Genomic DNA, 12,003 nt, shown 5'->3' on the forward strand with positions numbered 1-12,003 from the left:
TAAGGCAGGTGACGGCCAATGACCCCCAACCCGATCGCGCCGCTTGTCGGCATCGTCATGGGTTCCCGTTCCGACTGGGAAACCATGCAGCACGCCGCCCAGAAGCTTGAAGCCCTGGGTGTTCCGTTCGAAGTGAAGGTGGTGTCCGCGCATCGGACGCCGGATGTGTTGTTCAGTTACGCCGAGCAGGCGGGCCCGCGTGGCCTGCGCGCGATCATCGCCGGTGCCGGCGGGGCCGCGCACCTGCCGGGCATGATCGCGGCCAAGACCGCCGTGCCGGTGCTGGGCGTGCCGGTGCAGTCCAAGGCCCTCAACGGAATGGATTCCCTGCTGTCGATCGTGCAGATGCCGGCCGGCATCCCGGTCGCCACCTTCGCCATCGGCAACGCCGGCGCCTCCAACGCCGCGCTGTTCGCGGCGGCGATGCTGGCCAGCGACCAGCCGGCGATCGGCCAGGCGCTCGATGCCTTCCGTGCACGCCAGACCGAAGACGTGATGGCCCACGACGATCCGCGCCAATGAGCCTGACTGTCGGCATCCTGGGCGGCGGCCAGCTCGCCCGCATGATGGTCCTGGCCGGTGCGCCGCTGGGGCTGCGCTTCGAACTGTACGACCCGGCCGCCGACGCCTGCAGCGGCCCGCTGGCGCCGCTCACCGTGGGCGCCTTCGACGACCGCCAGGCCTTGGCGGACTTCGCCGCCAAGGTCGATGTGGTCACCTTCGATTTCGAGAACGTGCCTGCCGACAGTGCACAGTTCCTGGCCGACCGCGTGCCGGTCTATCCGCCGCCGGCCGCGCTGGCGATGGCCCAGGACCGGTTGAGCGAGAAGACCCTGTTCCAGCAGCTGGGTATTCCGCTGCCGGCCTTCGCCGACATCCGCAGCCGCGACGAGCTGGCGGCGAAGGTGGCTGAGTTCGGCCTGCCGTGCATCCTCAAGACCCGCCGCCTCGGCTACGACGGCAAGGGTCAGTTCCGCCTGCGCAGCGAAGCCGACATCGACGCCGCATGGGATGCGCTCGGTGCCCAGGTGGAGCGCACCGGACTGATCCTGGAAGGCTTCGTGGCCTTCCAGCGCGAGGTCAGCGTAGTGGCCGTGCGTGGCCGCGATGGCAGCTTCGAAGCCTGGCCGGTCACCGGCAATTGGCATGTCGACGGCGTGCTGTCGGCCAGCGTGGCACCGGCGGTGCTGTCCGACGCCGAGCAGCAGGCAGCGATCGGCTATGCCCGCCGCGTCGCCGAGCACCTGCAGTATGTGGGCGTGTTCGCACTGGAGCTGTTCTGTCGCGACGGCGAACTGCTGGCCAACGAGATGGCACCGCGCGTGCACAACTCCGGCCACTGGACCATCGAAGGCAGCGAGACCTCGCAGTTCGAGAACCATCTGCGTGCGGTGCTGGGCCTGCCGCTGGGCAGCACCCGCATGCTCGGCCATGCCTGCATGCTGAACTGGCTGGGCGCGATGCCCGATCCGGCGCCGGTGCTGGGTCAGGCCAGTGGCCATTGGCACGACTACGGCAAGGAGCCGCGCGAAGGTCGCAAGGTCGGCCACGCCACGTTGCGCGACGATGATGCCGCTGCATTGGCCGATGCGCTGGACCAGGTCGGCCTGGAGCTGGACCGCCAGGCCCAGGTGGCGCCGGCAGTGCACGCGCTGCGCAACCGCTGAGCCCGGGCGTGCCGGCCAATGGCCGGCACAACCTTGTATGCCTGCAACGGTGTGGCGCGCCGGTGCAGGCATCGGCGCACCATTGCCGGTGGTAGCGTGGAGCTCCTTTCACAGGAGTCACGACCATGCTCGACTGGAATGCCTACCGCAAGGAACTGAAGGGCCGCATCGGCGAGATCGGCAAGCTCTCGCCGGACACGGTCAAGGGCTACGCCACCCTGGCCAATGCCGGTGCCCAGACCAACCATCTGGATGCCAAGACCCGTGAACTGATCGCATTGGCGGTGGCGGTGACCACCCGCTGCGACGGCTGCATCACCGTGCACGTGGACGCTGCGCTGAAGCATGGCGCCAGCCGCGAGGAAATCGCCGAAGCACTGGGCGTGGCGGTGTCGCTCAACGCCGGCGCGGCGCTGGTGTACTCGGCGCGGGTGATGGACGCGGTGGCTGCGCACGAGAACGCGTGACGCTCCGCTCTGCATTTCGGTAGCGCCGGCCGCTGGCCGGCAACCCCGGTGTCCTTGTACGTCCAGTGGGTTGCCGGCCAGCGGCCGGCACTACCCCGTGACCAAGCCGCTGCCTCAGCGCAGCTGGCTTTCGGCGAATTCCCAGTTGACCATCTGCCAGAAGGCATCCAGGTGACGCGCGCGATCATTCTGGTAATCGGTGTAGTAGGCGTGCTCCCAGACATCGCAGCACAGCAGCGGGGTGCTTTCGCCGGTCAGTGGCGTGCCGGCGTTGCGGGTGGCCTGGATGCCGAGCTGGCCACCGGGGTGCTGCACCAGCCACACCCAGCCCGAGCCGAACAGGCCCAGCGCGGTGCGGTTGAATTCCTCGCGCAGACGCTGCGCATCACCGAACTGGCGCTTGACCAGCTCGCCCAGCCGGCCCTGCGGCTCGCCGCCGCCGCGCGGGCGCAGGCACTGCCAATAGAAGCCGTGGTTCCAGGCCTGGGCGGCCGCATCGAACAGCGTGCCCTGGGCATGGCGCACGATCTCTTCCAGTGACGCCTCCTCCCACTCGGTGCCGAGAGTGCCGGCGTTGACCGCGTCAACGTAGGCGCGGTGGTGGTGGCCGTGATGCAACTCAACGGTCTGCGCGGACAGGTGGGGCTGCAGGGAGCCGGGGAGGTAGGGCAGGGCAGGCAATTCGACGGGCATGGACAGGTTCGTGGCCAGGGGACGGCGGTAGCCTGTTCCATCCGCTTACAATGGCGGCTACCGTGGGCAGTCTAGCCGACCATCACGGTCGGTTTGTCCGGCGAAGCAAGGAGTGTGGTTGTGGCGGTAATGCAGCAAATCCAGGCCGAGGTCGATCGTTACCCGCTCGTGCTGTTCATGAAGGGCACCCCGCAATACCCGATGTGCGGCTTTTCCAGCCGCGCCGTGCAGGCGTTGATGGCAGCCGGCGCCGTCACCCTGCGCACTGTCAACGTGCTCGAAGAGCCGGAGATCCGCGCCAACCTGCCGCGCTTTTCCAATCTGCCGACCTTCCCGCAGCTGTTCATCAATGGTGAGTTGATCGGCGGCTGCGACATCGTCATGGAACTGTTTGAATCCGGCGAGCTCAAGCGCATCGTCGAAGAGGCGACCCAGGGATGAGTGCCTGGCCGTCGACGTCACCGACTGACGGGGCGATCGATGGCCGCCCGTTGCAGGATCGCGTCGTGCTGGTCGCCGGCGCCGGGGGAGGGCTGGGCAGTGCCGCGGCGGTCGCCGCAGCCGCAGCCGGTGCCACCGTGGTCCTGCTGGGACGCAAGCCGCGCCGGCTGGACCGGGTCTATGCCCAGGTCCAGGCGGTCGGTCCGGAACCGCTTCTGTACCCGCTGGACCTGGAAGGCGCCAGCCCCGATGACTATGCCGAACTGGCCCAGGCCCTGCAGCGCGAGCTGGGGCGACTGGATGGACTGCTGGTCTGCGCCGCGCATTTCCCCGGGCTGACTCCGTTTGAACTGGCTGACCCGGCCAGTTTCGCCCGTGCGGTCCATGTCACCCTGACCGCACCGGCCTGGCTGGCCCAGGCCTGCCTGCCGCTGCTGCGGCAACGCGAGGATGCCGCCATGGTGTTCGCGGTCGATGCTCCCGAACGGGTCGGACAGGCCTATTGGGGGGGGTATGGCGTGGCCCAGCACGGCCTGCGTGGCCTGATCGCCAGCCTGCACGATGAACTGGGCCGCAGTCCCGTCCGGGTCAGCGGCCTGTACCCAGGCCCCCTGCGCACGGCGCTTCGGGCCCGCGCCTATTCCGTGGACCAGGACCCGGCTGCGCAAGGCCCGGAAGCCGCGGCGGCCGCCGCGGTGACCCTGCTGTCCGCCGCTGGGAGCACCTGGCGCGGGCAGATTCTCGATGCCAGTGAGACGCCCCGGGAAAGGTGAGCCCTGTGGAAAGACGGAGTGAAGAACCCGTCACGATTGCGTTGCGAACCGGTGCCGTTTGTCGCACAACCGTCACATTGATGGCGTAGCGTGTTAATCTAGTGTTAACCGTTAGGGCTGCCTTCAGCCGAGCGGTAGGGAACCCCAGATAACTCTCCGATCAGCCACCCGCAGGGCTGCTTGGATGCGCTTTTTTTCCGCCATCGCCAACTCGCATCGAGGCTACCGAAAAATGACCCACCCACTCCGGATGTCCAAGCTTACCCTTGGTCTCGTGGCTGCACTTGCTGCCGCTCCCGCCTTCGCCCAGAGCAGCACCTCCGCCGGTGTCGGCGGCCAGGTGATGTCCGCTGCAGGCCAGCCTGTCGCCGGCGCTGAAGTCACCATCACGCACACCGAGTCGGGCACTGTTTCGCGTGCCACCACCGATGCGTCGGGCCGATACAACGCGCGCGGCCTGCGCGTGGGTGGTCCGTACACCATCACCATCACCAAGTCCGGTGAAGGCACCAAGACCGAGGAAGGTGTCTACCTGAACCTGAACCAGGTCAACACCGTCAACGCCAACCTGGGCGGTGACCTGGCTGCAACCAACCTGGACGCGGTGAACGTTGTTGCCACCGCCGGCGGCCTGGACCTGTTCAGTGCCAACAAGATGGGCACCGGCACCAACGTGACCCGCGAAACGATGGATGCGCTGCCGTCGGCCAGCCGCAACATCCAGGACTACGTGCGTCTCGACCCGCGCATCTCGCAGGTCAGCAAGGCGGACGGCGCGATCTCGGCCGGCGGCCAGAACACCCGTTACAACGCCATCCGCATCGACGGCATCAGCGCCTCCGATCCGTTCGGCCTGGGTTCCAACAACCTGCCGACCGAGCGTCAGCCGGTGTCGATGGACGCCATCCAGGAAATCAACATCGACCTGGCCAACTACGACACCACCATCGCCGGTGGCACCGGCGCGGTGATCAACGCCGTGACCAAGTCGGGTACCAATGAATTCCACGGCACCGTGTACGGTTCGTACCGCGACAAGGACATGGTCCGCTCGCGCCTGGAAGGTGACAAGCAGGACTTCAACGGCTTCGAGGACGAGAAGACCTACGGCATGACCTTCGGCGGTCCGATCGTCAAGGACAAGCTGTTCTTCTTCACCAACTATGAAAAGTACGAGCGCTCGGCTGCCGGCGTCGCCCTGAGCGACACGCCGATCGGCCGTGGCACCATCACCCAGCAGCAGATCACCGACGTCCAGAACTTCCTGGGCAAGCTGGGCTACGACCCGGGCAGCCTGGCGGCGCCGAACAGCAAGACCGAGATCGAAGAGTATGCGGTCAAGCTGGACTGGAACATCAACGAGAACCACCGTGCGGCCCTGCGCTACAACAAGATGGAGCAGAACGTCGTTCGCTTCCCGCAGGTCAGCAGCAGCGCCATCTCGCTGAGCAACTTCTGGTACCAGCAGCCGACCCAGTACGAAACCTGGATGGGCGAACTGTTCAGTGACTGGTCCGAGAATTTCTCGACCGAGTTCAAGGTCTCGCACAAGGATTACTCGGCCAACCGCGTCCCGCTGGTGGACATGCCGCAGATCCGCATCAAGTCGGGCAACGATTCGCTGTACGTCGGTACCGAACAGAACACCCACGTCAACATCGTCGAGTCGAAGGAACTGAGCGCCTTTGGTGCCGGTACCTGGTACATCGGTGACCACACCGTCAAGTTCGGCTTCGATTACTCGAAGAATGACCTGATGAACTTCTACGGCCGCAACCTCAACGGCGTGTACGAATTCAACAGCGTCAACGATTTCCTGTCGGGCAAGGCTTCGCGCTACCAGCTGCGTGCTCCGCGCGCCGATGGCAGCCGCAGCGACATCCCGGCCGACTTCACCCTGAAGAACACCGGCGTGTTCGTGCAGGACACCTGGGCGATCAACTACAACCTGAACCTGATGTTCGGCGTGCGCATCGACATGCCTGACTTCAGCACCCAGCGACTGTACAACCCGCGCATCGAGCAGCTGTACGGCTTCAACAACACCAAGCTGGTCGACAAGAACCTGGTGCAGCCGCGCGTCGGCTTCAACTACACCTTCGACAGCGATCGCCCGACCCAGCTGCGCGGTGGCGTGGGCCTGTTCGGCGGCGCCGCCCCGAACGTGTGGCTGGCAGGTGCCTACCAGAACACCGGCCTGAACTACATCGAGTACGACGAGCGCAGCATCCCGGCCGGTGCCTTCACTCCGGACGGCAACAACCCGTACATCCCGGCCGGTGGCCCGGCTTCGGCCCGTCAGAACGTCGACATCATCGCGCCGGGCACCCGCCTGCCGTCGGTGTGGAAGGCCAACCTGGCGTTCGACCATGAGCTGCCGTGGTACGGCATCGTCGCGTCGGCCGAAGTGCTGTTCACCAAGGTCAAGGACGGCATCTACTTCGACCGTCTGGACGTGTCGGCGCCGACCGCCTTCGGTCAGGATGGCCGCGCGATCTACTGGAACGCCGCTGGCCGCAACCAGGCCAATACCCGTATCGACAAGGGTGTCGACTACGGCATGTCGACCGGTACCAAGGGTGCGGTTGACCGCGCCAACCGTCCGTCCGACATCGGCGATGTGCTGGTCCTGCGTAACACCGACAAGGGCCGCGGCACCCAGGCCACCTTCTCGCTGGCCAAGCCGTTGACCGAGAACTGGGGCTGGTCGCTGGGTTACACCTACACCAAGTCCACCGAAGTCAGCCCGCTGTCCAGCTCGCAGAACACCTCGAACTGGAACAACACGCTGATCTTTAATGCCAACGAGAACGTGGCCTACAACTCGCGTTATGCGATGAAGGACCGCGTCACCGGCACCCTGGAGTGGAAGCACAACTTCTTCGGTGACAACGCCACCCGCGTCGGCCTGTTCTACGAAGGCCGTTCGGGCCGTCCGTACAGCTACATCTTCTACAACGATGCCAACGGCGACGGTGCTGCCACCAACGACCTGTTCTACGTGCCGAAGGGTCCGGGCGACGTGCTGTTCACCGGCGGTGCCGCGATGGAGAAGCAGTTCTTCGACTGGCTGGCGCAGAACCCGGAACTCGATGCCTACCGTGGCAGCGTGGTCCCGGCCAACCGCCACCGCGCCTCGTGGGTCAACAGCTTCGACGTCCGCGTCAGCCAGGAATTCCCGGGCTTCATGAAGGGTCACAAGGGTGAAGTCGCCCTGGACATCATGAATGTCGGCAACCTGCTGAACAAGAAGTGGGGCCTGATCGACGACTACGGCTTCTACTCGACCCGTCGCGTTGCCAACTACGCAGGTATCGATCCGGCCACCGGCAAGTACGTGTACTCCTTCACTGGTTCGACCGACAACCCGTCGGTGCAGGAAAACAACAACGACAAGGGCAACACCGCCGTGTCGCGTTGGTCGATGCAGCTGACCCTGAAGTACAAGTTCTGATCCATCAGCGCTTGAAGCGGTAAGTGGAAACGGCCGGGGAAACCCGGCCGTTTCCCGTTCAGGCGAAAGTCCTTGCAGGGCGTGGGGCAACGGCGTAGCATCCAGAAATGTGCGCGGTGCCAACGCCGCCGATGCGGTCCCGGAATGGCGGACGCGGGTGGCACACATCCAACGGTCGGGTTTCCCGGCCGTTTTGCTTTTTAAGGGGGCGGCAGTACAGTCGGAAACCTTGAAGGAAGCGAAAAATTGGATATGACCACGAACGAAAAATCGGCCCGTGCACTGCCGGTGCAGGATGCCCGGATCTACCCGCGCGGTGGGCTGGATGTGCTGTCGCGGGCCGAGGTGGCCCGCCTGCGCGATGCCTCCGCCGGCGGCATGCATGAGCTGCTGCGCCGCTGCGCGCTGGCCGTGCTGACCAGCGGCAGCGCCTCGGACGATCCGCGCGCCGCGCGCGATCTCTACCCTGATTTCGACATCCAGGTGGCGCAGCAGGATCGTGGCGTGCGCATCGATCTGGTCAACGCGCCGGCGATGGCCTTCGTCGACGGCGAGATCATCCGCGGCGTCGCCGAACTGCTGTTCGCCGTCGTGCGCGACCTGGCCTACATGGCCATCGAAATGGGCCCGGCCTACGCGGCCGAGCTGGAGTCATCCGAGGGCATCACCAACGCGGTGTTCGGCCTGCTGCGCAACGCGCGCATCCTCAATCCGGGTGATCCGAACCTGGTGGTGTGCTGGGGCGGACACTCGATCTCGCGCGACGAATACCTGTACACCAAGCAGGTGGGCTATGAACTGGGCCTGCGCGGCCTGGACATCTGCACCGGCTGTGGCCCGGGTGCGATGAAGGGCCCGATGAAGGGTGCCACCATCGCCCACGCCAAGCAGCGCCGTACCGCGACGCGTTACATCGGCCTGACCGAGCCGGGCATCATCGCCGCCGAGTCGCCGAACCCGATCGTCAACCACCTGGTGATCATGCCGGACATCGAGAAGCGCCTTGAGGCCTTCGTCCGCATCGGGCACGGCATCATCGTGTTCGCCGGTGGCGTCGGCACCGCCGAAGAGATCCTGTACCTGCTCGGCATCCTGCTGCGCGAGGAGAACAAGGACCTGCCGTTCCCGCTGATCCTGACCGGCCCGACGGTAGCGGCACCGTACTTCGAGCAGATTGATCGCTTCATCCGCCTGACCCTGGGCGATGCGGCTGCCGAGCGCTACGAGATCATCATCGGCGACCCGGTGGCGGTTGCGAAGAAGATGGCCACTGGCATCAAGCGCGTGCGCGAGCACCGCCTGGCGCAGAAGGACTCGTTCTTCTTCAACTGGTCGATCGAGATTCCGTGGGAGTACCAGCAGCCGTTCGTACCCACCCACGAAGCGATGGCGGCGTTGGACCTGCACCACGGGCGTGCCCCGCACGCGCTGGCGGCCGACCTGCGCCGCGCGTTCTCGGGCATCGTCGCCGGCAACGTGAAGGAAGACGGCATGCGCCGCATCGAGCAGTTCGGGCCGTTCCAGATCCACGGCGACCCGGACATGATGCAGGCGCTGGATGCGCTGCTGCGCGCCTTCGTCGAACAGCGCCGGATGAAGATCTCCGGCGAGTACCAGCCCTGCTACCAGGTGCTGGCCTGAACCCGGGCCGGCGCGATGGGGATCGCGCCGGCACTGGCAGGGAAGGGCGGGTCGTCAAGCCTTTGACGCCCGTCGCCCCGGATTGACCGTTCATCCTGCCGCCGCTTGCCGGTGGCGGGGCGATGGCCCATCGTGGCCACCAACACGCTGGGGAGCGTCCAATGTCTTTGCGCCGGCAAAACGGCTTCACGCTGGTTGAACTGATGGTCACGCTGGCCGTCTTCGTGGTCCTGGCGTCGATCGCCTATCCGAGCTTCCGCGGCATGATCCGCTCGAACCGGCTGGCGACCGCCAACAACGAGCTGATCGCGCTGGCCAACCTGGCCCGCAGCGAAGGCATCCGCAACAGCAACGGTGGCGGCGTCTGTGGCAGCGCCGATGGCAAAGCCTGTGATGGCGACTGGTCCAAGGGGGTACTGGCCTGGTCGGACCTGGATGGCGACGGCCAGATGGGCAGCAATGACGTCGCGCTGCGCTTTTCACAGGGCAATCCGCAGCTGAGCGTAGTTGGCCCGCCGGGCGCGGTCATCGCCTTCGACGGGCGCGGCCGGCGCAGGGCGGTCGCCGATCAGACGCTGGTGCTGTCGCCGGATGCGTGCAAGGCCGGCGAATCGAAAAGCACGTTGACGATCAACCAATCCGGCCAGGTCCGGGTGACCAAGGGAACCTGCTCATGAGCCGCCGCAACCTGGCCCGCCCGCGTTCGTCGCAGGGGGGCTTCAGCCTGATCGAAGTGATGGTGGCGGTGCTGATCCTGGCATTCGGGCTGCTGGGCTTCGCCCTGCTGCAGACCACCAACGTCCGCTTCGTGCAGAGCGCGAACTACCGCACCCAGGCGACCAACCTGGCCAACGACCTGATCGAACTGATGCGCGCGCAGCGCACCGACACCCTGGCCGGTGGCGCCTATTCCTCGGCCTCGTTCTCGGCCGGCTCGGTGAAGCCCAGCGGCGCCTGCGCCTGGCCGACCGGCGCCGCCGTGACGCCGCAGGCGAACGTCGCGCGCTGGCAGTGCGAGGTCGCACGCACGCTGGGCGAGAAGGCCAGCGCACAGGTGACCTTCGTGCAGAGCACCGGCGAGGTCACCGTGGCCATCAGCTGGGGTGACCAGCGCTGGGATCCGAAGGACCCCGACAGCCTTACCACCTTCGGCCTGACGACCTTCCTGTGAACATGCCCATGAGTCCAATTTCGCGCACCCGAGGCCTGTCGCTGATCGAACTGATGATCGCCATGGTCATCGGCCTGGTCCTGATGCTGGGCGTCACCCAGATCTTCATCGCCTCGCGTGCGGCATCGCGCCTGTCCGAAGGTGCGGCCCGTACCCAGGAGAACGCGCGCTTCGCGCTGGACTTCCTGCAGCGTGACCTGCGCATGGCCGGCCACTTCGGCTGCGTCAACGACCAGGCCCATGTGGTCAAGAACACCGGCGATGTGGGTTATCACCTGGGCATCAGCTCGGGCAGTGGCGACCCGCAGGATTTCTCGGTTCCGGTGCAGGGGTATGAGGCGGCAGGTACGGCGCCGGGCGCCACCCTGACCCTGGGCCGCGCGTGGAGCGCGGCGCAGTCGGTGCCGAAGAGCATCGCCAACCTCAAGCCGGCGCCACTGCCGGGCAGCGACATCCTGGTGCTGCGCCTGATGAGTCCGGAAGGGGCCGTGGTGACCGGCATCTCCGTGGCCGCGGGCGCGACCACGCTGACCGTCTCCAGTGATGGCATGGCCCGGCTGAAGGCCAACGCCGCAGGTGCGCCGACGGTCTTCGGCATAGCCGACTGCACCCGTGCCGACGTGTTCCCGGCCACCATCAGCGGTTCGACGGTGAAGGTGGACAAGGTCGACCTGAGCAACTATTCGATCAACAACGCGATGACCATGCTGTATCGCGCCGATGGCATGGCGTACTACATCGCGACCAATCCCAATGGCGAGCCGGCGCTTTACCGGGCACGCGCGAATGGCGCCGGCGGCTACGCAGATGGCGAGGAGCTGGTGGAAGGCATCGAGAACATGCAGTTCCTGTACGGACTGGATGCCACCCCGGATATCGCCCTGCCCACGCCGCCGACCGGTCGCATCGTCGACCAGCGCGTGGCCAGTGCGGTCAGCACCGGTACCGATGCCACCGCCGCAGGGCAGTGGCGCCGCGTCGGCATGGTGCAGGTCGGCCTGCTGGCGCGCAGCCCGCAGCGTGCGTCGGCCGAGGCGCCGGGCAGCGCGGCCACCTATCCGGCCATCCTCGGGGTGGGCTTTGCCCCGGCCAATCCTTACGACCAGCGCCATCGGGGCGCCTATGAAGCGTCCGTTGCGCTGCGCAACCGCTTGTTCGGGAACTGACGACCATGCGCACTCATCCTTCCTCCCGACGCCGTCCCTTCGTTGCCCAGGCACGACAGCAGGGTGCCGTTCTCTACGTCGCGCTGATCATGCTGGTGCTGCTGGCCCTGCTGGGCGTCATCGGCATGCAGGTGGCCGGCATGCAGGAGCGCATGGCGGCCGGCTACCGGGCGACCAACATGGCGTTCCAGAACGCCGAAGGCGCGGCACGCAGCGCCGAGAACGCGGTGGAGAACATCGCCAATCGCAAGGATGCCGGTGCCAATCCGGCCGTAGCGTCCGCCGACATCAGCCAGCAGTGCGATGACGGCTTCGATCCGTCGGCCTGGGTCGCGAAAACCAAGCTGGGCAGCAAGCCGGCCATCTATGTCCGTGAGATCCAGGGTTGCATCCAGGGGGAGGGTGCGCTGGACATGGGCAAGTCGGTGGAGAAGCCAACGCCGGTCTACCAGATCACGACCTATGCCGGTGATACCACCAGTGATGCGACGTCGCGTGCGGCGATCGATACCGTATTCAAGCTGTGAGGG

Annotated in this window: 12 protein-coding genes; 11 read left to right on the forward strand and 1 reads right to left on the reverse strand. The window is 66.2% G+C overall.

Annotation, left to right across the window (positions count from 1 at the left end; translation table 11 throughout):
• Window positions 1-18: 18 nt before the first annotated feature.
• From purE to PEM_RS05370, 3 genes are all read left to right on the forward strand, one after another.
• Window positions 19-522 (forward strand): 5-(carboxyamino)imidazole ribonucleotide mutase, encoded by a 504-nt coding sequence (purE, locus tag PEM_RS05360; RefSeq protein WP_005412808.1) that lies wholly within the window; start codon window positions 19-21, stop codon window positions 520-522.
• Window positions 519-1,667 (forward strand): 5-(carboxyamino)imidazole ribonucleotide synthase, encoded by a 1,149-nt coding sequence (locus PEM_RS05365; protein WP_111127099.1) that lies wholly within the window; start codon window positions 519-521, stop codon window positions 1,665-1,667. Before purE ends, PEM_RS05365 begins: the two co-directional genes overlap by 4 nt.
• A 125-nt stretch (window positions 1,668-1,792) precedes the next feature.
• On the forward strand, window positions 1,793-2,134 hold the full coding sequence (locus PEM_RS05370) for a carboxymuconolactone decarboxylase family protein (RefSeq protein ID WP_019659022.1): 342 nt from the start codon (window positions 1,793-1,795) through the stop codon (window positions 2,132-2,134).
• A gap of 114 nt (window positions 2,135-2,248) precedes the next feature.
• Here PEM_RS05370 and PEM_RS05375 read toward each other — a convergent pair whose 3' ends face one another.
• Entirely contained in the window at window positions 2,249-2,827 is a 579-nt protein-coding gene (locus tag PEM_RS05375; RefSeq protein ID WP_111127101.1) for a superoxide dismutase, read from the reverse strand.
• Between the two features lie 120 nt (window positions 2,828-2,947).
• On the opposite strand from PEM_RS05375, the gene grxD reads away from it, so the two are divergent.
• From grxD to PEM_RS05415, 8 genes are all read left to right on the forward strand, one after another.
• The gene (grxD, locus tag PEM_RS05380; RefSeq protein ID WP_005415957.1) at window positions 2,948-3,268 is read left to right on the forward strand and encodes a Grx4 family monothiol glutaredoxin; all 321 of its coding nucleotides are present in this window, start codon (window positions 2,948-2,950) and stop codon (window positions 3,266-3,268) included.
• A complete protein-coding gene (locus tag PEM_RS05385; RefSeq protein WP_111127103.1) occupies window positions 3,265-4,041 on the forward strand; it encodes an SDR family NAD(P)-dependent oxidoreductase in 777 nt (258 codons plus the stop codon). Before grxD ends, PEM_RS05385 begins: the two co-directional genes overlap by 4 nt.
• Window positions 4,042-4,273: 232 nt before the next feature.
• Entirely contained in the window at window positions 4,274-7,495 is a 3,222-nt protein-coding gene (locus PEM_RS05390; RefSeq protein ID WP_119706071.1) for a carboxypeptidase regulatory-like domain-containing protein, read from the forward strand.
• A 252-nt stretch (window positions 7,496-7,747) separates the two neighbouring features.
• Entirely contained in the window at window positions 7,748-9,136 is a 1,389-nt protein-coding gene (ppnN, locus tag PEM_RS05395) for a nucleotide 5'-monophosphate nucleosidase PpnN (protein ID WP_005415960.1), read from the forward strand.
• A gap of 161 nt (window positions 9,137-9,297) precedes the next feature.
• Window positions 9,298-9,813, forward strand: a complete 516-nt coding sequence (locus PEM_RS05400) for a Tfp pilus assembly protein FimT/FimU (protein WP_005415961.1) — start codon at window positions 9,298-9,300, stop codon at window positions 9,811-9,813.
• Window positions 9,810-10,307: a type IV pilus modification protein PilV gene (gene pilV / locus PEM_RS05405; protein ID WP_005415962.1), complete on the forward strand. Its 498-nt coding sequence runs from the start codon at window positions 9,810-9,812 to the stop codon at window positions 10,305-10,307. Before PEM_RS05400 ends, pilV begins: the two co-directional genes overlap by 4 nt.
• Before the next feature lie 8 nt (window positions 10,308-10,315).
• Window positions 10,316-11,473, forward strand: a complete 1,158-nt coding sequence (locus tag PEM_RS05410; RefSeq protein WP_065186108.1) for a PilW family protein — start codon at window positions 10,316-10,318, stop codon at window positions 11,471-11,473.
• Between the two features lie 5 nt (window positions 11,474-11,478).
• The gene (locus PEM_RS05415; RefSeq protein WP_032954069.1) at window positions 11,479-12,000 is read left to right on the forward strand and encodes a PilX N-terminal domain-containing pilus assembly protein; all 522 of its coding nucleotides are present in this window, start codon (window positions 11,479-11,481) and stop codon (window positions 11,998-12,000) included.
• Window positions 12,001-12,003: the final 3 nt, after the last annotated feature.

The organism is Stenotrophomonas sp. Pemsol, assembly GCF_003586545.1.
GTDB lineage: Bacteria > Pseudomonadota > Gammaproteobacteria > Xanthomonadales > Xanthomonadaceae > Stenotrophomonas > Stenotrophomonas sepilia.

Bases quoted from the DNA above. Each gene is read 5' to 3' on its own strand.
- purE (WP_005412808.1), top strand. From the start codon at position 19: ATGACCCCCAACCCGATCGCGCCGCTTGTCGGCATCGTCATGGGTTCC.
- PEM_RS05365 (WP_111127099.1), top strand. From the start codon at position 519: ATGAGCCTGACTGTCGGCATCCTGGGCGGCGGCCAGCTCGCCCGCATG.
- PEM_RS05370 (WP_019659022.1), top strand. From the start codon at position 1,793: ATGCTCGACTGGAATGCCTACCGCAAGGAACTGAAGGGCCGCATCGGC.
- PEM_RS05375 (WP_111127101.1), bottom strand. From the start codon at position 2,827: ATGCCCGTCGAATTGCCTGCCCTGCCCTACCTCCCCGGCTCCCTGCAG.
- PEM_RS05385 (WP_111127103.1), top strand. From the start codon at position 3,265: ATGAGTGCCTGGCCGTCGACGTCACCGACTGACGGGGCGATCGATGGC.
- PEM_RS05390 (WP_119706071.1), top strand. From the start codon at position 4,274: ATGACCCACCCACTCCGGATGTCCAAGCTTACCCTTGGTCTCGTGGCT.
- ppnN (WP_005415960.1), top strand. From the start codon at position 7,748: ATGACCACGAACGAAAAATCGGCCCGTGCACTGCCGGTGCAGGATGCC.
- PEM_RS05400 (WP_005415961.1), top strand. From the start codon at position 9,298: ATGTCTTTGCGCCGGCAAAACGGCTTCACGCTGGTTGAACTGATGGTC.
- pilV (WP_005415962.1), top strand. From the start codon at position 9,810: ATGAGCCGCCGCAACCTGGCCCGCCCGCGTTCGTCGCAGGGGGGCTTC.
- PEM_RS05410 (WP_065186108.1), top strand. From the start codon at position 10,316: ATGAGTCCAATTTCGCGCACCCGAGGCCTGTCGCTGATCGAACTGATG.
- PEM_RS05415 (WP_032954069.1), top strand. From the start codon at position 11,479: ATGCGCACTCATCCTTCCTCCCGACGCCGTCCCTTCGTTGCCCAGGCA.